Raw genomic sequence first — 23,560 nt, 5'->3', positions numbered from 1 at the left:
ACATATGGAACTACGCCGGCTGAACGGCCTCGGCTTGCCGCTTACTTTTCCACTGGCTGCTGCGCGAGGCTTATTCTCAATGACCGTCTGTGTGGGATTTGTCGAATCCGCGACGCAGGGTGTTCGGCCCGGCCCCGCTGTAATGCCATTCAAGTCACTGATAAACATACACGCGATTGTTTCTGAGGTGCTTTGCTGAGCTGGCACGACTCTTGAAACGCCACGGAGCGCCAAGAGGCGCAGATCGATTCGGGTCCGCAGCCTCGCGGAGGACAATGGGCAAAACAGCAGTGCCTTCAAGCCCGTAGCTTTTGTCCATCAGTGACAATGTTTGGCGCAAGCTCCTGGGAGGAGAGACTATGGAACGCCCGCGGACAATTGCGTTCTCCCAAGCTCGAGGGCCAACAGGCAGAGTATCTCAGCAGGTTTCATGCGCACCGCCGATGCATTCTCCGGAGTCAGCCAAGGAGGCGTTTGCGGTCGAGTTGGCCCGCTTCCTCGACCAGACTGATGGTGTTGCTAAATCTGGGCAGTTGTTCGAATCGTTGTCTGCTTTTGCCCTTAATTTTGAGTTTCCGTGGATCGCCTATCGTCCCTATGCAGCCGATCATACATTCAAGCCGCTCCGACGTAATCCGGCTATCGTGAGCTATCCCGATGAATGGCAGGAGCATTATGTCAAAATGGGTTATGACAGGATTGACCCCATCATCAAGAAGAGCCGTAAGCAAGCGCGCGCCTTTCGATGGACTGAGGTGTACGATGACGTAAGCACGACCGAAGTGGAACGGCGTTTTTTTGACGAGGCCGCGGCTTTCGGCTTAAAGTCAGGCGTCAGTGTTCCATTGCATGGCCCCGACGGTGGCTTTGCGATCATGAACTTTGCTCGACCCTCCTACCTCCACTTACAAAACAAAACAATCACCTACCTGCAATTTGCCGCGATACAGTTCCATCTGACAGTCGCTGAGTTTGCGAACCGGAGCGACCTCACAAAATCTCCTACCCTCTCTCCAAGGGAAAGAGAATGTATTCTCTGGGTAGCAAGAGGTAAATCGTCTTGGGATATAGGGCGTATACTTAACATCTCCGCAAACACTGTAAATTTCCATATAAAGAACATAACGCGAAAATTTGATGTCACTAACAGAACGGTCGCCGCTTTGAAAGCAGTAAGCCTCGGAATTATAGAACTGTAGAAAACCGAGTCGCAATCGTCACAAACGTAAGTAAAAAAATACACGCTGGAGAACTGAAATTCAGATGCTTCCCATCCTCTCGACCGCGCGATAGCCGCTGGGCCGACCTAGCTCTTGCGACCCGACCGACGATGTGGTCGAGCACCGGCTATTCGCACGCACCGGCGTCAAGCAGGGACAGCGGCGAAGTCAGGAGCCGAACTGGGCGGAGCTTTCGATTGAGCTGAAGATGACCTGCCACGGGTAATTTCCTCCAGATTGGATTAGAGTCCGGCCAGATTAAGGACGGACGCATGAAGAAGCAGAGATTTACGGAAGAGCAGATTATTGCGGTGCTGAAGGAGCAGGAGGCTGGCGCGAAGGTGGCTGAGCTCTGCCGCAAGCACGGGATTTCGGAAGCGACCTTTTATAACTGGAAAGCCAAATACGGCGGTATGGAGGTCTCCGAGGCGAAGCGTCTGAAGGCGCTCGAGGAGGAGAATGCTAAGCTGAAGAAGCTGTTAGCCGAGCAGATGCTGGACGCCGCCGCGCTCCGCGAGCTTCTGGCAAAAAAATGGTAGGGCCTGCCGCCAAGCGCGAAGCCGTCGCGCATCTGAAGACCGTGATGGGTCTTTCGGAACGGCGGGCCTGCCAGATCATATCCGCCGACCGCAAGATGATCCGTTATCGGTCCAGTCGACCGCCGGAGGTCGAACTGCGGACGAGGCTGCGCGAGCTCGCCAACGAGCGACGGCGTTTCGGCTACCGGCGGCTGTTCGTCCTGCTCAAGCGGGACGGAGAGCCGTCCGGCGTCAATCGCATCTACCGGCTCTACCGCGATGAAGGGCTGTCGGTCCGCAAGCGGAAAGCCAGACGGCGTGCCGTCGGCACCCGTGCGCCGATCCTGGTCGAAGCGAAGGCCAATGCCCGCTGGTCGCTGGATTTCGTCCACGACCAGTTTGCCTGCGGAAGGAGGTTTCGCGTGCTCAACATCGTCGATGACGTGACGCGCGAATGCCTGGCGGCAATCCCCGACACATCGATCTCCGGGCGTCGGGTCGCCCGCGAACTGACGGCGCTTATCGAACGGCGCGGCAAGCCCGGCATGATCGTCTCCGACCACGGCACGGAGTTCACGTCGAACGCGATCCTCGCCTGGTCAAAGGAGCACAAGGTCGAATGGCACTACATCGCGCCGGGAAAGCCGATGCAGAACGGCTACGTCGAATCCTTCAACGGCCGCATGCGCGACGAACTGCTGAACGAGAGCCTGTTCTTCGGTCTCGGCCACGCCCGCAGCGCCATTTCCGAATGGGCGGAGGATTACAACAATTTCCGGCCGCACTCATCGCTCGGATATCAGACCCCGGCCAACTATGCCGGGACCATCGCCGCAACCGGCTCCAACGCTGCGCAAGATGAAGGCTAGGCGTTTCCGCCGGTTGCTCCCACCGCGCCAAATGGCGTATCGAAAACCGCCGGGGCTCTAATCGCCGCTGGATGAAAGTTCAGTGGCAGGTCATTCTGAACCCAGATGCGGATAAGGTTGCGCGACACATCGTGGCGTTTTGCCAGACCATGCAGCGTTTCGCCGGCGAGGAATTCCTGCACGACCTGACGTTTGAATTCGACGCTGTGACTGCGGTGTTTTGCCATGGGTCTTCTTTCCGAAAACCCGGTAGGCCGGTCAATTCCTCATCACGATCTGTCCACCCCAAGGGGCGCACTCCAGAAGACGAGGATCGTACGGTCTTCATTTGTGGCGACTTGCCGCCACAGCTTCGGCCGCAGGCTCAAGACGCTCAAGGGCCTCACCCCTTACGAATTCGTCTGCAAGGCATGCGCGTCGCACCCCGAACGCTTTACCCTCAATCCGCTCCACCAGATGCCGGGACTAAACATCTAGAGCGTTTCCCTGACTGATTGAATCATTTGGGCTTTGCAAATCAGATGGGTTCTGATTCAAGCTATCTGCCGATGGAGGTCGGCAGATAATGTCGAAAGCCCTTTCCGTTGATCTTCGCGCACGTGTTCTTGCCGCCGTCTCTGCCGGAGCGTCGCACCGGGAGGCTGCCGAGCGCTTTGGCGTCAGTGCGGCCAGCGTCAGCCGGTGGCGAAATCTGCAAGTCCGTCAGGGCCATGTTCGACCCGGTCCGCTGGGTGGAGACCGTCATTCGCACAAAACCGAAGCCAACGCCGACGCGATCATGTCGTGGCTTGAGGAACACCGGGACGGCACCTTGTTCGAACTTCGTGATGCCCTTGCAACTCAGGGCATTGCCGTTAGCAAGTCGGCGCTGCACCGTTTTCTTGTCCGGCACAATCAGACGCGCAAGAAAAGACTGGCCACGCGATAGAGCAGACACGCCCAGACGTCTTGGAGCTCCGTCAGCGGTGGTTCGACGAGCAACTCGATCTTGATCCGTCGCGGCTCGTGTTCATCGACGAAACATGGACCGCGACCAACATGGCCCGCACCCATGAAGATGCACCAGGGGTGAGCGGCTACGGATGGGTTTCCCGCATGGCCATCGCAAGACGACGACGCTTCTCGCCGGTTTACGAAATACCGGAATGGTCGCGCCTTTGGTCATCGACGGTCCGATCAATGGCGAGTGGTTCGAGGCCTATGTCGCCCAGGTCCTTGTCCCGACATTGAAACCCGGCGACGTCGTGATCCTCGACAATCTTTCCAGCCACAAACGGCCAGCAGCAAGAGCGTTGATCGAAGCGGCGGGCGCAACGATGGTGTTCCTGCCCCTACAGTCCCGACTTCAACCCCATCGAAAAGGCCTTCTCCAAGCTCAAGGCACATCTGAGGAAAGCGGCCGAGCGGACCGTGTCTGGTCTGTGGGACATGATTGGGAAGCTTGTCGATCTCGTGGAGCCACGAATGCAGAAACTACTTCAATTCATGCGGATACGATTCAACATGAAAGGGAAACGCTCTAATGCTCTGTCGCGCCCCAGTGCCTGCGAACTCCGGTGTCTCCCTCAAAGAGGAAGCAAACATGAACCCATTTGCAAAAACAACTGCGGGCCTTTTCGTTGTGATCGCGCCTCAGAGCAGCGCGCCCCTCGAAGCGGAGAGTATTTGCTTGCCTTGATTCAGAAGGTATCCGATGACACAACCGGGAACCGGGATCCTAGTGCGTGGCAGAATGCCATGCGAATGATCCCGAACCAGGTGGAAATTGCCACGACTTCAAGGACGCTGACCCGCACGACCGCCGTTGCGGATTTGCCCAGTGCCCTTGCGTCAATTTGCGCAAAGGCAGCTGACGAGCGCATACCAGGCGTCGATTTGGCGGAGCCAATCAGGATCTACCTGAGCGAATACGGCGAACCCAATGCTTTCAATTGCGTCATGCTGGATCAATCCGACTCCGCTGAGATTCATCTGTACTTAATTTGCCTTGCCGTGGTCGACCATGGAAACGCGGATGGCCTCGCCGTCACCTCAACATTGCTCTCGGCGTCGCTGAACCTGTCAAACAAGCACACGCAGTCCACTATCGCGCAGGTTTTTGGCGGCTTCACCCCCCCCGAGCGACTCACCTTACTACCTGCGCATTGTGCCGTGATCCGGAACCAGACTGCACATTCAACTGAAAGGAGCACTCCAATGATATTGCAGCCGCGCACTGACGATCTCATGGTCGAAGAGATTGCCCGCAATGCCCAAAGGGGAGCCACCTGTCTTTGGCAAGCCACGCAAGTATTTGATTTCCGCGTTCCTGATCTGGGCGTAACCGAAAACCTTTTCATCAGTGCGCGCAGCCGCCGGGCGCGAAGGTCAGCGTATTGGGTAGCAAGGATACGACTTCTACTTAAGTGCGCGTCATCCCAATAGAAATGGCCTTCTGGAGGTGTTCACGTCTATCCTGCCTTTCGGCAGTTCCGGGCTGACGGCCTGAGCTTTGCGAGATTCTGCACAAATTGATTGGGCGGAGTTTTCCCAAGATAACCTCTGGTGGCAAAATCGGTACGCCCAATGGTCCTTGCGCCGCTGACTGAGAAGTCCTGAACTTGCTTAAAGAGCATGGCGAAGCTTTATAAACCCGCCGTGCTAAGGCTTTCGCCCTATCACATCATGTCCATACCGCCCATGCCGCCCATGCCGCCCGGCATTGCCGGAGCATCCTTCTTCGGCAGCTCGGCGATCATAGCTTCGGTGGTGATGAGCAGCGAGGCAACCGAAGCTGCGTCCTGCAGGGCGGTGCGAACGACCTTGACCGGGTCGATGATGCCCATGGCGATCATTTCGCCATATTCACCGGTCTGTGCGTTGTAGCCGAAGTCGTCGGTGTTCTTCTCGAGGATTTTGCCGACAACGATCGAAGCTTCATCGCCAGCGTTTTCCACGATCTGGCGAGCCGGAGCCTGCAGAGCGCGGCGAACGATGTTGATGCCGGCTTCCTGGTCGTCGTTCTCGCCCTTGGCGGTGATCTTGACGGAAGAACGCAGCAGGGCAACGCCGCCGCCCGGTACGATACCTTCCTGGACGGCAGCGCGCGTCGCATTGAGGGCGTCGTCGATGCGGTCCTTCTTTTCCTTCACTTCGACTTCGGTCGCACCGCCGACGCGGATAACGGCAACGCCGCCAGCGAGCTTGGCAAGGCGTTCCTGCAGCTTCTCACGGTCGTAGTCGGAGGTGGTTTCTTCGATCTGGGCCTTGATCTGGGCAACGCGGCCCTCGATGTCGGCCTTCTGGCCGGCGCCGTCGACGATCGTCGTGTTTTCCTTCGAGATCGAGACCTTCTTCGCACGGCCGAGCATGTCGAGCGTGACGTTTTCGAGCTTGATGCCGAGGTCTTCGGAGATCACCGTGCCGCCCGTCAGGATGGCGATGTCCTCGAGCATGGCCTTGCGGCGGTCGCCGAAGCCCGGAGCCTTGACGGCAGCGATCTTCAGGCCGCCACGCAGCTTGTTGACGACGAGCGTTGCGAGCGCTTCGCCTTCGACGTCTTCAGCGATGATGAGGAGCGGTTTGCCGGTCTGGACGACGGCTTCGAGAACCGGGAGCATGGCCTGGAGGTTCGAAAGCTTCTTCTCGTGCAGGAGAACGAAAGCGTCTTCGAGGTCTGCGACCATCTTTTCCGGGTTGGTGACGAAGTAGGGCGACAGGTAGCCGCGGTCGAACTGCATGCCTTCGACGACTTCGAGTTCGGTCTCGGCGGTCTTGGCTTCTTCAACCGTGATGACGCCTTCGTTGCCGACCTTCTGCATCGCTTCAGCGATGTCGAGGCCGATCTGCTTTTCACCGTTTGCGGAGATCGTGCCGACCTGGGCAACCTCGTCCGAGGTGTTGATCTTCTTGGCCTTGGCAAGCAGGTCCTTGACAACTTCAGCGACAGCGAGGTCGATGCCGCGCTTCAGGTCCATCGGGTTCATGCCGGCAGCAACTGCCTTGGCGCCTTCGCGAACGATTGCCTGAGCGAGAACGGTTGCGGTCGTCGTGCCGTCGCCGGCGACGTCGCTGGTCTTCGAAGCAACTTCGCGGACCATCTGGGCGCCCATGTTCTCGAACTTGTCTTCGAGTTCGATTTCCTTGGCGACCGAAACGCCGTCCTTGGTGATGCGCGGAGCGCCGAAGGACTTGTCGATGATAACGTTACGGCCCTTCGGGCCAAGTGTTACCTTGACGGCATCAGCGAGGATGTCGACGCCGCGCAGCATCTTTTCGCGCGCGGTACGGCCAAATTTGATCTCTTTAGCAGCCATGTGAGAAAACTCCCGGGCTCATTGCCCATTGGTTGTCATGAATGTGGGAAGTGGCTCGACCGGTCAGCCGATGATGCCCATGATGTCGGCTTCCTTCATGATCAGAAGGTCTTCGCCGTTGATCTTGACTTCGGTGCCGGACCACTTGCCGAACAGGACGCGGTCGCCAGCCTTGACATCGAGCGGAACAACCTTGCCGCTTTCGTCACGGGCACCCGAACCGACAGCCACGATTTCGCCTTCTTGCGGCTTTTCCTTTGCGGTGTCCGGAATGATGACGCCGCCCTTGGTCTTTTCCTCAGACTCGACGCGGCGGACGACGACGCGGTCATGCAGCGGGCGGAAGTTGGTGCTTGCCATTGTCTAATCCCTCAATCAAGTGACATTGCGGATCTTCATCGATCCGATGGAGGTGTGTTAGCACTCTTCACTGGCGAGTGCCAGCCTCTCCGAGATAAGGCTGGCGGCAAACCGAGTCAAGGATTTGCCGCGATCGGCCGGAGAGCGTCGACACACCAGCACGGCGGGAAGCGACCGTGGCTTGTCCGACGCTGATATTGCAGCGGTAATCTATGGGGCAGCTGCAATGCAAAAAGGGGGCGCAAACATAAAGCTGCGGACCGCGAACTACTCTTCTTGCCGCGCTATTGTCCCGACTCAATCCACCGAAAACGCCTTCTCGTAGCTCCAGGCGCTCCTGCGGGCAAAGGCCGAGCGTTTCCGTCGACGCGTTGTGGAATACCGGCGGTCACATCATTCAGACTGTTCGAACCACAGGAATGCGCCAAGTAACTTCGCTGCAGCCGGATATGATCCCGATCAAAGCGTCGTACTCTAGAAGGCGGTAGTCTGCGGCATCCTACTGCGATACCGGTCGCGCCGCCCGAATCTTCGCCAACCTGTAGGGGTCGCCACGATTTTCAAAATAGGTGACAGTGGTAAGCAGGGCTCCGCTTAGTTCAACGAGTGCTGGGAGCCTTTCATCGTCGGTGGTCAGGCTCTAGGTGTGAGCCAAACATCAACTATCCGTAAAACAGGACTCTGATGGTTGTGTTTCTCTGTGGAGCACTCAGCCGAAAACAGCCTATCACTAAGGGAGGGAATTGCTGATGGCTGACGAGAGTAATGCGGGACCGGTTGCTGCGGCTGTAGCGACGGACGCAAAGTGAAAGCACTAACGGCTAAATCGAGGAGGTCGCCACGGCCCAGAAGGCGACTTCCGAACCAGGTCAATGAAGACGCCGGCCGCCAAACGCAGGGCTAAACCGAATTAGAGAAGGGTGAGAAAGGCCAGGCTGATGCCGAGACGCAAGTCAGCGAAGGCGACACCCTCAAGGACTCTATCAAGAGCGCCGGTATGTCAGAGCAAACCTACTACCATTGGAAGGGTGCGGCGAAGCCGTCGAGCAAAAGGACACTAAGAGGACAAGTCCCTGCCGGCCGGCGATCAGTTGGCAGGTCTTATCCAGCGCTCGAAGAGGAAACCTGAGGCTCCGCAAGCTGCTGGCGGAGAAGCTGCCAGCGTAAACTGCCGAACTGCGCAAGAGGCTCGGTCTGGACTAATCAGCAACGGCAATGCGCGGGGTGACGGTTCTTTGACACCCTCCTGTTGCGCCAGAAGCGCATGGGAGCTCTGGCTATACCTGCTCTGCTATTCGGCTCCGCCATTGCGGCACTGCAGTGGACCGATACGGATCGTCCGGCCGTAAGGAGAGCTCATATTCGATAGATCTCCAGCAAAGCTGCACCCCAAGTCAGACTGAAACGCAGCGGCACAAAAGTCTTCCGTCGCATCGGGTGGCGGAGGGAGGGCAATGATGAATTCAGCTCAAACCTTGAGTTTGGATCCAATTGGGCCTGACGAGTTGGAGATGATCGGAAAAAGACGAGTTGCAAAGGCGAGCTTTGTCACGCAAGTCTGAAGAAGCTGAAGCGCTCGCCGCAAAGCTGATTAACGCTCATCAAGCAGGAATTCGCGACGACTTGGGCTTGAGTATTGTCGCTGGGCTGTCCTGAGGCGCGGCACGCATGGCGTAGCGATCCATTTTGCGGTTGGCGGCTCGCGCCTTTCACGCAAATTGCACTTCCGGCCAGCGTCGACAAGCTGCTGCGGATGATCCGCGCAGCCCTTCGAGCCGCCGGAGGCCCGCGTGCGTTCGGCATCGACGACGAGGCCCGGCGCAAGGGCAGCACCGGGGGACATCATCTGCGATCTGGAGCGGAACGGCGTGCGCGATATACTGCCGGATCGAAATGCCGATACGGTCGCCGTTTGGCTGGGACGCTATCGACGTATCGAGGTGATCGCGCGCGACCGGGCCCGCGATCTGCCTACAGTGCCCGCCCCGGTGCTCCCGATGCGACGCCGATCGTCGGCGGCGAGGCGTTGCGTCTGGCCGTCGGGCGCCATCGCACACCGGTCGCCGCTTTTCATATCGTACCGGCGCCAAAGCTCCTTCTTTTCGCGGGCTTCGCAACGGAACCAGTGCTGGTTCAGACATTCCGCCAGAAAGCGACCGTTCAGCGAAGGAGGCGTGCGGGTCGGCGTTCTATGCCGCGGAAGTCCAGGATAGCAAACGTTGGCATGGGCCTGTAGGTCAAGATGGCGGGACATGAATTCGGTGCTGCACCTCCCGGGTAGCCGACCTGCTAATACACCACCTGCTCTCGCTTCCGGGGAGGCCGCAGAGCTTCCGACGAATGACGTCCTGCAGCATCTCCCGGTCCAGCGTCAGTTGACGCCGGCTCACGAGACGTCGAAACGCTCAAGCATCTTCTTGAGCTGGATGTTCTGCAGATAAATCTTTTGAGCCAGGCGTCGTCGCAGTTCTTTGATCTCCTCCTCGACGATTGCCACTTCATTGAAGAAAGAATCCTCGGAAGACGAGGGTTGTACGCTTTGACCTTCATTTGTGGCCACGGCGCTTCGCGCAACCTGGTGGACGCGGGTCTTCTTCGAACGTTCTCGCCGCTTAACCCGCGGTTTTCTTTGGGGTTTTGTGCTCGTCTCGCTTTTCGGCCCCACTGCATCCGCCTCCGCACCGGAATGCTGGAGACCAGGCGCAGGGATATCAGCCTCTTGAGCATCAATCGGTGGGCTCATTGCCCGCGCGAGATTGGAATCGCTGTTCGGCTTATCCGATAACATCGACACTTGATCAACTGGGACGCCCGCATCGTGATCAGATGTGCTAGAAGTTTCCGTTGGATTATCGGACGGCAAGTCGAACGTATTTTCCGCTTCGCTATCGAGCGCCTCGGGATCAGCATCATGCGCAACCGAATCTTGCGCTTTTGCCAGTCGTCGCTGCGACGACAATTGAACAAGAAAATTCCACGGTGATTTCATAGTGTTCCTACCTCGAGCAAAACTTGGGCTCCGCGGTAACGCGTTCGATCTGGCGCTGAGGCACGATCGTCGAGCCGGTTGAAACAGCCTTCAAGGAGGACAGGTCGGCCGTCCACCATGCGGCGTGGTCAGTCAATGTTTGGATGGCCGTCGGTACCAATGCCGTAAGCGTTGGCCGATCGCGCTCGAATGCAGCAAGTGTCGCGCCTGCCGCAAATCGCGAATGGATAGTGACCGTTGCACCATGTTGCAACGCCGGAGTGGCCTGGATGTTGAGGCCGCCCCAAGTGAAAGAACGGCAATACCGACAACACAGATCTGCAGAGATCAGAGCATGGATGTGCTGACCCATCACCCCGTTCCAGAGCAATGCTTCTTGTCGCAGAACCGCGCCTTTCGGTCGCCCGGTAGTGCCAGAAGTGTAGACGATCAGAAGCGGGCAGCTTAAGTCAGCATGTGAGTTGCGGCTATCGCCGCTGCCTTGGTCTAAAAGGTTACACCATGTGCTCCCGCGAGGGGGCGTGAAGTCCAGCCAGACTGAGGTGTCGGGCAGTGTGTGTGCCAGATCAGGCAGAACCGCGTTAAACGCCTGCTCGACCACCAGTAGCACGGCGACGCGGTCGCCTTTAGTGACTTCGAGCCCTTTATTCAAGGGACGCGCGGCGTGCTCGATGCGTCGGCGCAAAACGGCGTAGCTCAAGGTCTCGCCTCGAAATGAATTGCGGGCTTGTTTAGAGCAAACGCCGCATTGCGGTCAGTCAGTATGCCGAGATCCATTGCCAACTATTCCTTCTGTCTGGAACCCTCGTGAGACTTTTCCGACGCGGTTAAGGCCACGCACTTTCAGGTACGGGTAGTTCTTCAGCTTGGCTGGCTGTCTTCAACTCCTCGATGTGAGCCGTTGGTGGGCTCAATTCCGATGGCAGCTTCGGAGATAAGACGTTTGTGGGCACCCAGGCAATGAGGGGCGAAATGAAAGGTGGCTCGAGCATGCAAGCGCTCATTATTCGGGTCGACCTTAAACATATATGTTCTCATCGAGGCATTCTGCCGACGCCTTCGTCCCCTGCCCCAGTTGAACATGCAGCGCGGCAATCTCCCTTAATGCTCTGCTAAGTTCGAGGCGCGTGGGCCCACCCAAGCAAAGGCGAATGCCGCTTTGATCATTTCGGTCTGACAGAGAGACTGCTGGATCGGTGACCATTATCCCGCGTTCGCGGGCTGCGTTGGCAAGTGCGACCGCCGCGGAGTGGTGCATCGACAGAAACATGTGGAACCCGCTGCCGACCCACGCACCGCTTGTCGAGGCGAAGATCGACGCTGCTACCTTGTTTCGAACAACCGCTTCCGCGCCTGCGGTTCTCGAGATATGTGATGCCACTCCATCCGCTATCCATTTGTGTATGACAAGCCTGGATATTGGAGAGTCTGTCGCACCTTGTGCGCGGAGCACGCGCACCAGATTGTCCAGCTGATGAGACGGGGCAATCAGAACACCAAGCCGCAGCCCCGGTGTGAACAGCTTAGAAAAGCTGTTTATATAATAGGTTCGTTCAGGCGCTAGATCGAGAAAGCAAATGCGATCACGCGCAGCGAAGGCTGCGTACACGTCGTCTTCGATTATCAATATATCTTGGCGCTGGCAAATAACGGCAATGTCCTTGACCCGTGACTGCGACATCGTCTTGCCGGTTGGATTCTGCGCAGTTGGGTTAGTGAACAACACGAGGCGCTTCCTCCTCAAAGCGACCTCGCATGCGATCCGCTCGAGGGCTTCTGGTAGAAGGCCTTCTCGATCAGCGTCAATTCCGACCAGCTCGATGCCGAGCAAATGTGAAATCCTCACGAGCCCCGGAAATGGCAGCTCATCAGTTGCTAAACAAAGGTCCGGAGCGACCAGTGCGGTCAGCACCGTCGAAAGGGCATGTTGACCGCTATTGCAAAAGACCATGCGTTCGGCGTCGACCGAGGCGCAATAGCGCTGAAGCCATCCCGCAACCGCCATACGATGCTCGAGGGTTCCCTTTGGAAAGGTACATGCTCTGAAGGTGTCGGCGTCAATGGTCGTCGCAAGCGAGGCCAACGTCCCGCTCAGCAGTTTTTCCGAAATGACGCTGGGAGGCACGTTTAAGCTCAGATCGACCATTTTTCTGGTCGTCAGGATTTTGTTCGTCGCGAACACTCCGCGTCCGTGGAAAGATGAGGCAAGGCCCTGGCGTGCCAAGAGCCCATAGGCCTTTGTCACCGTGCCCAACCCCACTCCTAGTCGGTAGCTCAGGTCCCTCTGCGCCGGCAGGCGGGATCCGGGAGCGATTTTGGCATTGACCAGATCCTCCGCGATGGCGGCCGCCAGGCGCTGGTACACTGGCTCATCGCCAGGTGCGATCCAAGGTTCCCAAGGTGATTTCATCAGCATGCAGATATCCCAAAAAGTGTCACGCGACACAATAAGTGTGGCGTTATAGTGTCTTCCGGTATAGCTTCCTCAGTTGGTTCGTAAGTAACGTAGAGTATCATGGAGCTTATACGCGATTGAACAGATTAAAGCTTGCTACCGCGGGGGCGGCTAACGACGCAAGACTAGACAACACTACTAAGACATTGACGTGAAAGGCAACCTATTTTTGGCATGTTAGTCCACGCACGGCTTTCTGTACGGCCAATATCGCAGTTCCTTGAGATTATACTGAATAGCTCGACGTTCCGAAGTCGTGATGGTGGCGTGAAATTCACAGTGACTCGTTTCCGATACCGCGGGTCCCGATCGAGAGAAGGTCATGCAAACAGGCTCAAGTGAAAAACGCATGCGAAATGGCACCCATGGAACAGGCGCGCTCCGTCTGCCGTCCACCTACCCAACCATGGAGAGCATTACACCAACCACAAGTGTCGCGCCCAACTGGGCTCGATGCGAACGCTAATGAGGCATTGCCGCTCCTCAGCGATGGCCGGCCGAATCCGGTGCGGCCGGATGACGCCACCTCGCCATAAGAGCATCAACTACAAGGAGGCCCGTGACAACGCGGGATCAGTTTCCAATCGGCTCCATGGGAGATTTGCAGGCCGTGATACGGGAGATTGAGGGGCACTACAAAGCGCCCACAGGCGTAGCGCTCCTTCGGGGATGGTCGGTCCACATCAAACGATGTATCGAACAGCCGCGGCATATCGAAGTGCAGGTGCTCGGCGACGCCTTCGGGAACGTTATTCGCTTGTTCGAGCGGGAATGCTCGCCCCAGCGCAGATTTCAGAAGATCATTGAGGAGGCGCCCGGTGTCAACGCTTCCCCGGCGTTGCGCGAGAGAATCTGTGAAACTGCCGTGGACATCGCTCGAGCCGCTAACCGTCGAAACGCAGGCACGATCGAATTCACCGTTGATGGCGGAGAGTTCTATTTCCTCGAGATCAATACGCGCCTGCAGGTGGAGCACCCCTTCCCGAAATGATCACTGGCATCGATGTTGTCGCGAACAGCTCTATGTCGCTGGAGGCTACGAGCTTAGACGCTTATTTGGCGCAGGAGCACCAGGTCAGAGACAGTCGATTTTGGGAGAGTATAGGGAGCGATCAAGCGCGCAACGTCTGAATCTGGGACGGGATTCATGATCCTGTCGACACCAGAAACGCGCTCGCAATCGCCGTGAGTGCTTCGCTCAATGCTCCCATCGAGTCGCCACATTTTGGCATCTTTAGAGTGTAGTGTTTACAAAGCGGTGAGCACGCCATTTCCGGGGCTCCTGACACGCCTCGCTCCCCGAACCTTGGTTATTCTGCATCGGCTCTGGCTATGCGAAGGCCTTTTCCCGGCGCCTGCACATGCCCTTTACCGCGATCGCTTCTGCGGCGCGCACCGAAAGACCAGACCAAGGCGAATGCCGCGGCGCTGCGAGCGTATTTCGACCCGCGCAGCATTTTCATCTGAGGGAGCATTTCGCAAGCGCTCTCTATGGAGAACAGCGAGCAAATCTGGAAGCCAGGCCAGCTCCTCCTTCGACACAAGTGGCCGGCAACAGGCTGTTCTCGGACAAGCGCTTACAACCCCCGCCCCGGCGGGGTTCTTATTGGCTATATGGTAGACACTTGCTCCCAAACGACAGGTGACACATGGCTCGGGAACCCCTTCCCGTCGCCCTCGCACTCATGTTCGGGGTCCCCTCCTAAGCCGAAAGACGCTCTTCCGCGTAGTTGTAGTCGTCGTTCACCTGCTCGATCTCGTGCTTGGCAGCACGAGCCAAGAACCCCGAGCGCGTCAAGCCATGAGCTTCCGCGAACGCATCGATCTCCTCGAGGACATCTTCGGGAAGCGTAACGTTGACGCGAACAGCCTTTTTGGCTTCGGTCTTCATCGCCACGAGAATTGCCACACCGTCCCTGTTCTCAGGGTCGGCCATAACTGCTTCAAGGGTAGACGGCTCCGGAATCGCGTCACCGTCCTCGACGAGACCTTCGATATGCAAGGACAAGGCCTCTTCAGCCATGGCCCGAGCGTTATCGAGGTCTGTGCCAGCAGTTACGACGCCAGGAAAATCGGGGAAGGAAACACCGTAGTCGCTCTCGGCACCCTTGTGGATCAATCCGATATAGTTGCGCATGGTCGTTACCTCAGTCTTAGGCCGGATTGCTTTTCAATGCTCCTAAGGGTGCCTGTTGGCAAATCCCTCTTCGGATGAGGAACGGTGACCCGGCCTGGCTTCTCTGGATGCTTGAATTGAACGTGGCTGCCCTTCCTGGCAACATCGTACCAACCATCCTCCTGCAATGCTGCAATTATGTCGCCGCTCCTCATACCCAGCATAGATACACACTAGTGTGTATTAATCAACAATCTGTTGACGAAAATGTTCCGAGTGCATTTTCCAGTTTCGCGCCGATTCGGTTTTGGGAAATGACGTTCGCGCGTCGGTGCGTTACCGGCGGACAGATCCCCGATCGCCCCCGACTGGGCCCATGCGACGGTCGACCTCGGGTCCTGCCGATCAGGGACCTGATAGAGTCCGCAAGTTCGGTGGAGAACGCGTGAAACGCGTCATCTCGAAAGAAGCCGGATTGGCAAATCGACTTCCCGGCGACGATCCTGCAGCCCTGGAGCCGTTCCGATGTCCAAAAGGAAACTGATGCTCCAGCACCCGCATTGCCGACTTGATCCGCAATCCAGGAACATTAGGCTGTCCGTGCTCGAAGAGGGCGGAAACAGGCGAGGATCGTGGTGCCGACGGGTAAGGTCAACTTCTTCAACGCCGAGACTGATCGTCAGCCTGACTCGTGCATTCAGGCAAAGCGCCGCAGCGACCACTGGCGTTAACACATGGCCGCTCGCCAGCCCGCGCAAGCCAAGAGCGTCGTTGACCGAGCTTTTCGCGGCCAATCTAAGCGAACGCGTGAAGGCCAATCCCGGCCTGACGGGGCGGCGGTTTTTCGCGAAATGAAGGATCTCTGCTATTCCGGCAGCTACGCGGCGCTGACCGACGTATTGCGCGACGTTCGGCCGCCGAGCGAGCACGGATTTGACAGAATCGTGCGCCGCCACGCCACGGCGATGGACGAGAAAACGTCCGCTCGAAGCGGTCCCTTCCTATGACGATGATCGCCATCCATGCGCATGTGGTGAACTTGCGCTAGCTTAAGGCATCTTCACCAGAACTCGTTCATGATCTACATCCCTCAATATGTAGAACTAACTCACAAACTGCCGGCGATAAACGAGAGACCTGCCAGCTTCTTCTTGCTTATTTCTTGAACAGCGTGCGGTATCGCTCGCTGTTCTAAATTGAGGTGATTCATCAATGCGGACTTCACGAGGCTCGTTTCCTTGCCGAGCATCGCCATTGCGTCTGTTAGAGTCGCGAGACTTGTTCTGAAGGAAGCGGAAAGTTCAGACGCGGCCATTTCCATCCGTAAAGGGTGGGAGCAAAAGCAGAATTTCTCAATGATCAGGCAAGCCTCGCAATTCGATGCTCTTTGACCAATTTCCATGAATACTGCCTCAGTTCGAATTGCAAGTTCGGCTGCAGACAGTTCATGGCAGGGGACGGTGCGATAAACAGGCTCAGCGCTTGCATGGGATAACGCAAGGCTGAGAGCATTGCGCCCCACGACATATGAGTCCAGCAGCGCCCACTCGACCAGAGGCAACGTGAAGTAGCCCTTCTTGGAAAGGGACAGGATCTTCCCTTCCGCAGCAAGTCTGATAAGTGCTTCACGCAAGGGAGTTCGACCGATGCTGAGTTTGGACGAGAGTTCGTTTTCTCTTAGATGCTGACCTGGCAGGAGTGCACAGCTTTTGAGCAATCGAAGCACCGCGTCGTAAGCTGCTTCAGCTTTTCCGCGCGTTGGAGTGTCGACCGAAAGTTTCTGTATCTTAGTCCCACGACAGTCGGCCAACTTTTCGCATAGCCACATCCCACGCTCTCCCGTTCTCAACGTCCTCTAAACGAGGCCGTCTACACATGTCAGAAAGTACATGGATGGCTTCTCCTAACCGGGTGAGAACAGCACGGATCGCAAGCCGTAAGCGAGCGCAGGGATGACGCTCGACTCCCACCACCATGTACATCAATGCCAACGGAGCCGCTTTTCCATTTTAAGGCGCATAATTCTGGAGCCAAGCACCACTCCGATCCGGCGCAGTCGCTGGTCGATGTAACCTACGCAAAGGTCAAAGGCAAATGGGTTTATCTCGCCCGCGCTGTCGAGAAGCACAGCGAGCATCATCGATCTTTGCAAGCTGGCGATCCGCACGCCATTGGTGAAGTCCTTTCCGGACAGAAGGATGGAAATCCGACACTGTCTTCGGCGATGCCGACCACGGTCAACAGAAGCGCTGAAAGGTTTCGAGGTGGTGCAAGGACCAAGCGCAAGCTGGCCTCGCACCAACTGGCAAATCATCGAAATATACCTTTGTCAGAGTATCAGAGGTCCCCAGTCAGTGTTCGGCTCTGCAAAGCAGAGCGAGCCGGGACGACTTGATCCTGGCAACGAGCGTGGTGACTGGTCTGAGCATCGGCTTCCAAATCACGGCGCGGAACGGTTTGGCTGCGCAGGATTGCCGTTGGTCCGCCAAGCGAACTATGGGCTTCGGGCTTCGTATTAGACGAGCTCGTCCCGATATATCCGGTAACATTTTTTGGGATATACCGAGAACTTCCGTTTGCATTCATAATATTGATTTTTGATATGCGTTAATATGGGCGAAGATATATCATACTCCGGTGTTTTTGCTATTGATGTACTCGAAAAATACATTCATTCTGAGTTTTCGTTAGGAGGCATGGCAGTGGATCGGACAGTTTACATGCCCAAACCGGTGGGCACCCTCGAAGATCCGACGACAACGCTCCGCGATTTGATGCTGTCGAGTGACCTGACGTTTCTCATGGAGGCGCATGACGGAATTTCGTCGGCGATCGCCGCACAAGCGGGCTTCAAGGGCCTTTGGGCTTCTGGCCTTTCGATCTCGTCGGCGATCGGTTATCGCGATGCGAACGAGGCGAGCTGGACCGACGTGGTGGGCGTCGTGGAGCGGATGGCCGATGCAAGCGGACTACCGATCCTGGTCGACGGCGATACCGGGTTCGGCAATTTCAACAATGCCCGAATCGTCGCGAGGAAGCTCAAGCAACGTGGAGCCTCCGGCATCTGCCTTGAGGACAAGGGTTTCCCGAAAATGAACTCCTTCGTCGGCGATAGGCAACCGCTGGCTGACATCGACGAATTCTCCGGTCGCCTGAGTGCCGTGAGGGACACCACTGGACCCGACTTCGTCCTGGTCGCCCGCACCGAAGCCTTGATCGCCGACCACAGTCTCGATGAGGCGCTGGTGCGGGCGCACGCATACGCGAAAGCCGGCGCCGACGCGATCCTCATCCATTCCCGCAAAAGCGTTCCGGACGAAATCCTCGCTTTCTCAAAAGAATGGAACAACAAACTGCCGGTCATGATCGTACCTACGAAATATTACCGCACGCCCGTCGCCGAGTACCGGGCAGCAGCCATTTCGACGGTCATTTGGGCCAACCACAACATGCGCGCCGCGATCTCGGCGATGCGCCAGGTCTGCGACCGCATCATCCAGGAAGAAAGCATCGCCGGTATCGAAGGCGAGGTCGCGACGCTCGATGAGCTGTTCGATTTGATGAACTACGGCGAGCTCGCAGTTGCAGAGGACAAATACCTGCCGCAGGCGGCGCACGGCCACGAGTAGAGCCGCTTCAGGCGGTCCGCAAAAAAGAGAAGGGACGCGCATGCTGGCGCAACGGACAAACTTGTTCAAATCGTCGGGGACTGCGGCCGCCCGCGAAGCGGCGAAAGCCGCCGCGGATGCCGGCACGGACACTGTCGATCTCACGGTTGGCGAGATCTGGAGCGATCTGGCGCCGACGATCCGGAATGGAGCGATCGAGGCTATACGACGAGGCCTGAACCGCTACACCGACACGGTTGGTTCGATGGAACTGCGCGACGCGCTGGCGCGGAAGGTGTCGGTCGAGACCGGGCAACTCTGGCGAGCGGACGAGATCGCTGTGACGAGTGGCGCCAAGCAGGGTCTCTTCAACGTGGCGATGACGCTGATCAATCCCGGTGACCAGGTCATCGTCCCCGCACCCTACTGGACAACATTCCCGGCGCAGGTTCGGATCGCCGGCGGTATGCCGGTCCATTTTGACACGCGACCAAATGGTTACGTTCCGCGGGTCGAAGATATCGAGCGCGTCATCACGCCGCTGACCCGGGCAATCGTCATCAACACGCCTGGGAACCCCAGTGGCGCAGTCTATAACGCAGAAACCCTCGCCGGCATCGCCAGGCTGTCGATGGAGCGGGATCTCTGGATCATTTTCGATGAGTGCTACGGTCCGTTTACCCATGATGGTCATCGGCACCATCAGATCGTGTCGCTGAGCCCCGATGTTCGGGGCCGGACCGTGATCGTCAATTCCTTTTCCAAGAGCCTGGCCCTGACGGGCTGGCGTATCGGGTATCTCGCTGCACCGAAGGAGCTGATCTCGGCAGTCAAAGCACTGCAGTCGCACACAACGTCGAACCCGAATGTCATCGCCCAGCACGCCGTGCTTCACCACCTCCGTGAAGGCGACGGCGCCTTTGAGACCCGGCTCAAGGACCGATTGGCGGCGGCGCGGCAGACCGGGCTCTCCGTCCTCTCCGAACTGCAGCGGGTACCGATGCCGGGAGCACAAGGCGGGTTATATTTTTACCTCGATCTGTCGGGCATTTTGCAGCCGACGCTCGGAAATGGTCGCGCTAAGACGGCTGATGACGTCGTGGCCGCGCTTCTCGCGCAGGCCGGAGTCGCCGGCGTGTCGGGCACCGCCTTCGGCGATCCCATGGGGATTAGGCTCTCCTATGGGATTCCGCCAGAACAACTCGAGGCGGGCCTCGAACGGGTGGTCCGTGTCCTTAACACCTGGAACTGAAGGATTCGTCGCCGCAACCATATAGAGGGGTTTTGACCCATGCACGCAATTCCTCCGAGAAAGGCGATCATTCTTGCCGCTGGATCTGGCTCGCGCCTGCGCCCGCATACCGATTTTCGGCCGAAGCCGCTCGTCGAGGTCAATGGCACGCCGATCCTGCACAACGCTTTGCGAAACCTTGAGGCCGTCGGCGTGCGGGAGGTGACGATCGTCGTCGGCTACTGCAAGGACGCGATCGAGTATTCCTGCGGCCGCCGCTTCGGCAATCTCGACATCGACTATGTCGTATCTGATGTCTTCGACCGGACAGGAAGCGCCTATTCGCTGTGGCTGGCGCGCGACGCACTTTTGGCCGGCGACGTCTATCTGCTCGAGGGCGACGTCTTTTTCGAAACCGACGCGCTTCGCTATCTGACACTTGGTGATGCGGACAATGTCGCGGCGGTCGCTCCGTTCAGCCCGACGATGGAAGGCTCTGCCGTCGTCTTGACGAACAACGGATATATCGCCGAAGTGCGGATGAAACAGACGGCAGCGAACCTCAACGACGGCTCGCCACCACTTTTCAAAACGATGAACCTGATCCGCTTTTCCGGGGAGGATCTGCGCCGGACGATCGTTCCGCATCTCAATGAGATCATCATCAGCGCGGGCGCCGTCAAATCCTACACTGAAGAGCTTCTGTCGAAGCTCGTGCGGCGGAGAGGGCTGCAGATCGCGGCCGCCAGGTGCGACGGCCTCAAATGGTACGAGATTGACAACGAGGCCGACCTCCGTTTCGCCGAGGCCATGTTCTTAACCGCACGGGAAATCGTCTGCTGACGACCAATCTTGGGAGAGTAGAAGATGCTTCGCTACCTCGTTGACCCCGCCAACGCCATCTCCACGGCCGGGCTGCTGTGCTCCTCGATTGCTCTCTATTTCGCGGTCGCGGGGCACATTGAGCTGGCGGTCGGCGCTGCCCTATGGGCCGTTCTCGCGGACCACCTGGATGGCGTGGTCGCGAGGAGAACCCGAAACCGGTCGCCCGACATGGCAAAGATGGGCAAGAACCTCGACGGGTTCGGCGATATCATTTATGGCGCAATCCTCCCGGCGATTGTTCTCGTTCAGCTGAATGGCGCGTCGGTCGTCTCCTTCTTCGTCGCCACGGCGTTGCTACTCGCCGGTGCCATTCGCCTGAGCTATTTCGCGAGCTTCGGAAAGTCAGATGACGGCCGGTTCTTCGGTGTGCCGTTGTCCTACGACATTCCCCTGATTGCCGCCCTGTTTCTCGTCCAGCCCATTATGCCCGCGACAACTTTCCTGCCGGCCGTAAACGTCGTCTTCGTTGTTTTGAGCGCGGCCCATGTCGCATCGGTTCGCGTACCATCGCCGAACCGGGCCATGTACCTGGCGATCACGCTCTTCGCCGTCGCCGCCTCGATGATCCTCGTTCAACGGGGAACGGTTTGATGCGCGTTTTGCCCTTCCCCTCAGGCACTTCAATTCTGAATCCACCCGAGCTCAAGTCGCCCGGGTGGATCTACCGTTCACTTAGCGTCTCACCGCTGATCAATTGCGCTGGCGTGCGCACCAACTACGGCGCGAGCAACCCGGCCGACGACGTCATCAATGCGATGAATGCCGCCGCGGAGGCCTTCGTGGATCTCGACGAGCTGGCGGAGGCGGTCGGTTCACGGCTAGCGTCTTTGACCGGGGCTGAGTGGGGGATTGTCACGTCTGGAACCGCTGGCGGCCTGGCGCTTGCAACCGCTGCCTGCCTCGCCGGTAATGACCCCGAGCGAATGTTACGGCTGCCGGACGCGGACGGCGTTCCGAACAGAGTGCTTCTGATCTCGGATCAACGAATTCCCTACGACCAAGCCGTTCGCCTCGCCGGCGGAAAACCATTAATCGTCAGCACCGTCGGTGAAGCGGCACGGGCGATCGAGAGCGGTGAAGTGGCACTGATCGTTCTCCTTGGTCGCAAGGCGCGCGGCGGTAGCGCGATCTCCCTGCGGTCCCTCGTCCCGCTGGCCCGGCAAGCGCAAGTTCCGATTCTGGTCGATGCCGCCGGACTACGCCCCGGCAATCCTGATCCATGGTTGTCGAACGGTGCCGATCTGGTCGCGTACTCCGCTGGAAAATATCTCCGTGGGCCGCAATCAACAGGGCTGCTACTGGGTAGTAAAGCACTTTGCTCAGCGGCTTGGTTTAATGGCCCGCCGCATCAGGGCGCATGCCGCCCGCTCAAGGTCGGGAAAGAGGAGATCGTCGGCGCGGTCGCCGCTCTTGAACGTTGGCTTGCGGACGGATTTGAAGAGCGCGAGGGTAAGGCGTGGCGTCACCGCTTGGACCTTATGCTGGACAGCATTGGGAGCATCCCATTCCTCAGCGCGACGTTCCTGCTTCCATCCGACTCTGTCACGGCCCTCAGGGTCCGATTGTCCTGGGACGCGAACAGACTTGGAGTCAATGCGCAGACGCTGATCGAGGCGCTGCTGTCGCGCAGTCCGCGAATACTCATTCATGATTTTTGGGCGACGAACAACTCGATCGTCGTTGATCCGTTCAACCTCACAGAGGAGGAGGCCGTTATTGTCGGAAAGGCCATTCGGAGCGAACTACTTTCTCCCCGTTCAGCTCCAAACCCGCCCCAAGCGCGGACCCTCTACGAGCGAACGGGATCTTGGCTCTTGAAGATCAAGTATCCCCGATACTTCTCGGAACAATCACTGGAGCTCGTGCAGCATGGGCACGCTGTCCAGGCGACCCATCGCACCATGCTATCCGTCGGGCATGCCAGCGGGCAGATGATTGGCGACTCCCTAACACTTCAGGCGCGTCACGAGGCCAGTCCCATGGCGATCTACTATACGTTCGAGGGCAACCTTCTTTCCAGGGACGGTGAGGGTATCGTGCGCCTCGGCGCGGCAAGCAACGAGAACGACGGCCCTGTCTTTCGGCAACAATTCGGGACCGCCACTTGGAGCGCGCGTCGAGTCGAAACGACTAAAGAGGGCGAACTCGAGCAATCGAAAATCAGGGAAGCCATGGTCGCGGACGGTACTTCGACAGTCGGGGTGCAATTCGATGACTAGCATTGCCCGGACCTCCCGGTTGCCGCTGCTCGATCTCACCGGCAAGGTCGCACTTGTTGTCGGCGGCTATGGAGCGATCGGATCGACCATTTCTGAGATGTTGGCTTCGGCCGGTGCGAAATGCTTTATCGCCGGACGGAACGGAGATCTCGCCCGAAGGCTCGCCGACGCGTTGAGCTCGAAGCACCATGATGCCGAAGGCATCGAGCTCGATGCCTGCGATGTTCAGGCAGTCCGTGACATCGCTGGCGACTTGGTAGGACGGCACGGATCGATTGACATTCTCGTTAACTGTGTCGGGTTTCACAAGGAACAGAAGCTACTCGACGTGACCGAAGAGGCGTTTGACGAGGTCTATGCGAAGACCTTGAGAGTCGGAATGTTTCTCTCCCAAGCCATTGCAAAGCACCAGGTCTCCGTCGCTAAAGGAGGCAGCCAGGTGCATCTCCTTTCGGTCCGGTCCTCCCTCGGCTTCCGCGGCCGGGGCTACAGCGCAATGTGCGCCGCAAAGGGCGGCCTGGCTATTCTAATGAAACAGCAGGCCACTGAGCTCGCCCCATATGGCATCACAGTGAACGGTGTTGCTCCCGGTGCCGTGCGGACACGAAAGAACGACGAAGCGCTTCAAGATCCGTCAGCTATTCAAAATGCTATCGCCAATATTCCTTTTGGCCGGCTCGCGACACCGGCTGATGTCGCTGGTGCCGTGCTGTTTTTCGTATCACCGCTTTCAGGGTTTGTGACCGGGCAAGTCCTGTATGTGGACGGCGGACTCGTGGCCAGCAGCTAATCAGA

General features: G+C 58.0%; 17 protein-coding genes and 5 pseudogenes. 13 read left to right on the top strand and 9 right to left on the bottom strand.

Features of this window, described 5'->3' with window-relative positions; translation table 11 throughout:
* The first annotated feature begins 359 nt into the window (after positions 1-359).
* Complete coding sequence (locus tag ILFOPFJJ_RS09055; protein ID WP_173510250.1) at positions 360-1,199, top strand: LuxR family transcriptional regulator; 840 nt, start codon at positions 360-362, stop codon at positions 1,197-1,199.
* A 293-nt stretch (positions 1,200-1,492) separates the two neighbouring features.
* Positions 1,493-2,682, top strand: a pseudogene (locus ILFOPFJJ_RS09050) (IS3 family transposase).
* A 20-nt stretch (positions 2,683-2,702) separates the two neighbouring features.
* Here ILFOPFJJ_RS09050 and ILFOPFJJ_RS09045 read toward each other — a convergent pair.
* Positions 2,703-2,834: pseudogene (locus ILFOPFJJ_RS09045) on the bottom strand (transposase); the annotation flags it as partial.
* 118 nt (positions 2,835-2,952) lie between these two features.
* Between ILFOPFJJ_RS09045 and ILFOPFJJ_RS35005 the strand changes: the two are divergent.
* The 3 genes and pseudogenes from ILFOPFJJ_RS35005 to ILFOPFJJ_RS35000 all read left to right on the top strand — a co-directional run.
* A pseudogene (locus tag ILFOPFJJ_RS35005) lies at positions 2,953-3,084 on the top strand (IS481 family transposase); the annotation flags it as partial.
* 88 nt (positions 3,085-3,172) lie between these two features.
* Positions 3,173-4,114, top strand: a pseudogene (locus ILFOPFJJ_RS09040) (IS630 family transposase).
* Between the two features lie 236 nt (positions 4,115-4,350).
* Entirely contained in the window at positions 4,351-5,031 is a 681-nt protein-coding gene (locus tag ILFOPFJJ_RS35000) for a hypothetical protein (protein WP_246299567.1), read from the top strand.
* Positions 5,032-5,264: 233 nt separating this feature from the next.
* Here the strand turns inward: ILFOPFJJ_RS35000 and groL are convergent, their stop codons facing one another.
* Together groL and groES are read right to left on the bottom strand one after the other, a co-directional pair.
* Positions 5,265-6,902, bottom strand: a complete 1,638-nt coding sequence (gene groL, locus ILFOPFJJ_RS09030; RefSeq protein ID WP_173510248.1) for a chaperonin GroEL — start codon at positions 6,900-6,902, stop codon at positions 5,265-5,267.
* 63 nt (positions 6,903-6,965) lie between these two features.
* A complete protein-coding gene (gene groES, locus ILFOPFJJ_RS09025) occupies positions 6,966-7,262 on the bottom strand; it encodes a co-chaperone GroES (protein ID WP_173510247.1) in 297 nt (98 codons plus the stop codon).
* Between the two features lie 1,454 nt (positions 7,263-8,716).
* On the opposite strand from groES, the pseudogene ILFOPFJJ_RS34995 reads away from it, so the two are divergent.
* Positions 8,717-8,918, top strand: a pseudogene (locus ILFOPFJJ_RS34995) (hypothetical protein).
* A 730-nt stretch (positions 8,919-9,648) separates the two neighbouring features.
* Here the strand turns inward: ILFOPFJJ_RS34995 and ILFOPFJJ_RS09020 are convergent.
* From ILFOPFJJ_RS09020 to ILFOPFJJ_RS09010, 3 genes are all read right to left on the bottom strand, one after another.
* A complete protein-coding gene (locus ILFOPFJJ_RS09020) occupies positions 9,649-10,251 on the bottom strand; it encodes a hypothetical protein (protein ID WP_173510246.1) in 603 nt (200 codons plus the stop codon).
* Positions 10,252-10,258: 7 nt separating this feature from the next.
* Entirely contained in the window at positions 10,259-10,951 is a 693-nt protein-coding gene (locus tag ILFOPFJJ_RS09015) for an AMP-binding protein (protein WP_376741397.1), read from the bottom strand.
* 318 nt (positions 10,952-11,269) lie between these two features.
* Positions 11,270-12,667, bottom strand: coding sequence for an aminotransferase-like domain-containing protein (locus ILFOPFJJ_RS09010; RefSeq protein ID WP_173510245.1), 1,398 nt, complete (start codon positions 12,665-12,667; stop codon positions 11,270-11,272).
* A 598-nt stretch (positions 12,668-13,265) separates the two neighbouring features.
* On the opposite strand from ILFOPFJJ_RS09010, the gene ILFOPFJJ_RS09005 reads away from it, so the two are divergent.
* Positions 13,266-13,697, top strand: coding sequence for an ATP-binding protein (locus ILFOPFJJ_RS09005; protein WP_312032693.1), 432 nt, complete (start codon positions 13,266-13,268; stop codon positions 13,695-13,697).
* A 711-nt stretch (positions 13,698-14,408) separates the two neighbouring features.
* Here the strand turns inward: ILFOPFJJ_RS09005 and ILFOPFJJ_RS09000 are convergent.
* The 3 genes from ILFOPFJJ_RS09000 to ILFOPFJJ_RS08990 all read right to left on the bottom strand — a co-directional run bounded on the left by ILFOPFJJ_RS09000 (position 14,409) and on the right by ILFOPFJJ_RS08990 (position 16,650).
* Positions 14,409-14,843, bottom strand: a complete 435-nt coding sequence (locus tag ILFOPFJJ_RS09000; RefSeq protein ID WP_173510244.1) for a type II toxin-antitoxin system HicB family antitoxin — start codon at positions 14,841-14,843, stop codon at positions 14,409-14,411.
* A 5-nt stretch (positions 14,844-14,848) separates the two neighbouring features.
* Positions 14,849-15,037, bottom strand: a complete 189-nt coding sequence (locus ILFOPFJJ_RS08995; RefSeq protein WP_173511468.1) for a type II toxin-antitoxin system HicA family toxin — start codon at positions 15,035-15,037, stop codon at positions 14,849-14,851.
* An 893-nt stretch (positions 15,038-15,930) separates the two neighbouring features.
* On the bottom strand, positions 15,931-16,650 hold the full coding sequence (locus ILFOPFJJ_RS08990) for a GntR family transcriptional regulator (RefSeq protein WP_173510243.1): 720 nt from the start codon (positions 16,648-16,650) through the stop codon (positions 15,931-15,933).
* 892 nt (positions 16,651-17,542) lie between these two features.
* Here ILFOPFJJ_RS08990 and aepX point away from each other — a divergent pair.
* The 6 genes from aepX to ILFOPFJJ_RS08960 are packed head-to-tail and all read left to right on the top strand — an operon-like array spanning position 17,543 to position 23,555.
* Positions 17,543-18,451, top strand: a complete 909-nt coding sequence (gene aepX, locus ILFOPFJJ_RS08985) for a phosphoenolpyruvate mutase (protein ID WP_376741417.1) — start codon at positions 17,543-17,545, stop codon at positions 18,449-18,451.
* A gap of 40 nt (positions 18,452-18,491) precedes the next feature.
* Positions 18,492-19,682, top strand: a complete 1,191-nt coding sequence (locus ILFOPFJJ_RS08980; protein WP_173510241.1) for a pyridoxal phosphate-dependent aminotransferase — start codon at positions 18,492-18,494, stop codon at positions 19,680-19,682.
* Between the two features lie 39 nt (positions 19,683-19,721).
* Positions 19,722-20,504, top strand: a complete 783-nt coding sequence (locus ILFOPFJJ_RS08975) for a phosphocholine cytidylyltransferase family protein (RefSeq protein ID WP_173510240.1) — start codon at positions 19,722-19,724, stop codon at positions 20,502-20,504.
* Between the two features lie 24 nt (positions 20,505-20,528).
* Positions 20,529-21,137 carry a CDP-alcohol phosphatidyltransferase family protein gene (locus tag ILFOPFJJ_RS08970; protein WP_173510239.1) on the top strand — a complete coding sequence of 203 codons (609 nt, stop codon included), beginning with the start codon at positions 20,529-20,531 and terminating at the stop codon, positions 21,135-21,137.
* A complete protein-coding gene (locus tag ILFOPFJJ_RS08965) occupies positions 21,137-22,765 on the top strand; it encodes a hypothetical protein (RefSeq protein WP_173510238.1) in 1,629 nt (542 codons plus the stop codon). Before ILFOPFJJ_RS08970 ends, ILFOPFJJ_RS08965 begins: the two co-directional genes overlap by 1 nt.
* Positions 22,758-23,555 carry an SDR family NAD(P)-dependent oxidoreductase gene (locus ILFOPFJJ_RS08960; protein ID WP_173510237.1) on the top strand — a complete coding sequence of 266 codons (798 nt, stop codon included), beginning with the start codon at positions 22,758-22,760 and terminating at the stop codon, positions 23,553-23,555. The genes ILFOPFJJ_RS08965 and ILFOPFJJ_RS08960 overlap by 8 nt, the downstream gene beginning before the upstream one ends.
* Positions 23,556-23,560: the final 5 nt, after the last annotated feature.

Source organism: Sinorhizobium psoraleae, assembly GCF_013283645.1.
In the GTDB taxonomy this organism is placed as follows: domain Bacteria; phylum Pseudomonadota; class Alphaproteobacteria; order Rhizobiales; family Rhizobiaceae; genus Sinorhizobium; species Sinorhizobium psoraleae.
The sequence above is the reverse complement of the archived record's forward strand: the minus strand, read 5'-3'. Positions and strand labels throughout refer to the sequence as shown.

What these genes read in the sequence shown, in the direction of transcription:
- ILFOPFJJ_RS09055 (WP_173510250.1), top strand. Translation starts at nt 360, where the DNA reads ATGGAACGCCCGCGGACAATTGCGTTCTCCCAAGCTCGAGGGCCAACA.
- ILFOPFJJ_RS35000 (WP_246299567.1), top strand. Translation starts at nt 4,351, where the DNA reads ATGATCCCGAACCAGGTGGAAATTGCCACGACTTCAAGGACGCTGACC.
- groL (WP_173510248.1), bottom strand. Translation starts at nt 6,902, where the DNA reads ATGGCTGCTAAAGAGATCAAATTTGGCCGTACCGCGCGCGAAAAGATG.
- groES (WP_173510247.1), bottom strand. Translation starts at nt 7,262, where the DNA reads ATGGCAAGCACCAACTTCCGCCCGCTGCATGACCGCGTCGTCGTCCGC.
- ILFOPFJJ_RS09020 (WP_173510246.1), bottom strand. Translation starts at nt 10,251, where the DNA reads ATGAAATCACCGTGGAATTTTCTTGTTCAATTGTCGTCGCAGCGACGA.
- ILFOPFJJ_RS09010 (WP_173510245.1), bottom strand. Translation starts at nt 12,667, where the DNA reads ATGCTGATGAAATCACCTTGGGAACCTTGGATCGCACCTGGCGATGAG.
- ILFOPFJJ_RS09000 (WP_173510244.1), bottom strand. Translation starts at nt 14,843, where the DNA reads ATGCGCAACTATATCGGATTGATCCACAAGGGTGCCGAGAGCGACTAC.
- ILFOPFJJ_RS08995 (WP_173511468.1), bottom strand. Translation starts at nt 15,037, where the DNA reads ATGAGGAGCGGCGACATAATTGCAGCATTGCAGGAGGATGGTTGGTAC.
- ILFOPFJJ_RS08990 (WP_173510243.1), bottom strand. Translation starts at nt 16,650, where the DNA reads ATGTGGCTATGCGAAAAGTTGGCCGACTGTCGTGGGACTAAGATACAG.
- aepX (WP_376741417.1), top strand. Translation starts at nt 17,543, where the DNA reads ATGCCCAAACCGGTGGGCACCCTCGAAGATCCGACGACAACGCTCCGC.
- ILFOPFJJ_RS08980 (WP_173510241.1), top strand. Translation starts at nt 18,492, where the DNA reads ATGCTGGCGCAACGGACAAACTTGTTCAAATCGTCGGGGACTGCGGCC.
- ILFOPFJJ_RS08975 (WP_173510240.1), top strand. Translation starts at nt 19,722, where the DNA reads ATGCACGCAATTCCTCCGAGAAAGGCGATCATTCTTGCCGCTGGATCT.
- ILFOPFJJ_RS08970 (WP_173510239.1), top strand. Translation starts at nt 20,529, where the DNA reads ATGCTTCGCTACCTCGTTGACCCCGCCAACGCCATCTCCACGGCCGGG.
- ILFOPFJJ_RS08965 (WP_173510238.1), top strand. Translation starts at nt 21,137, where the DNA reads ATGCGCGTTTTGCCCTTCCCCTCAGGCACTTCAATTCTGAATCCACCC.
- ILFOPFJJ_RS08960 (WP_173510237.1), top strand. Translation starts at nt 22,758, where the DNA reads ATGACTAGCATTGCCCGGACCTCCCGGTTGCCGCTGCTCGATCTCACC.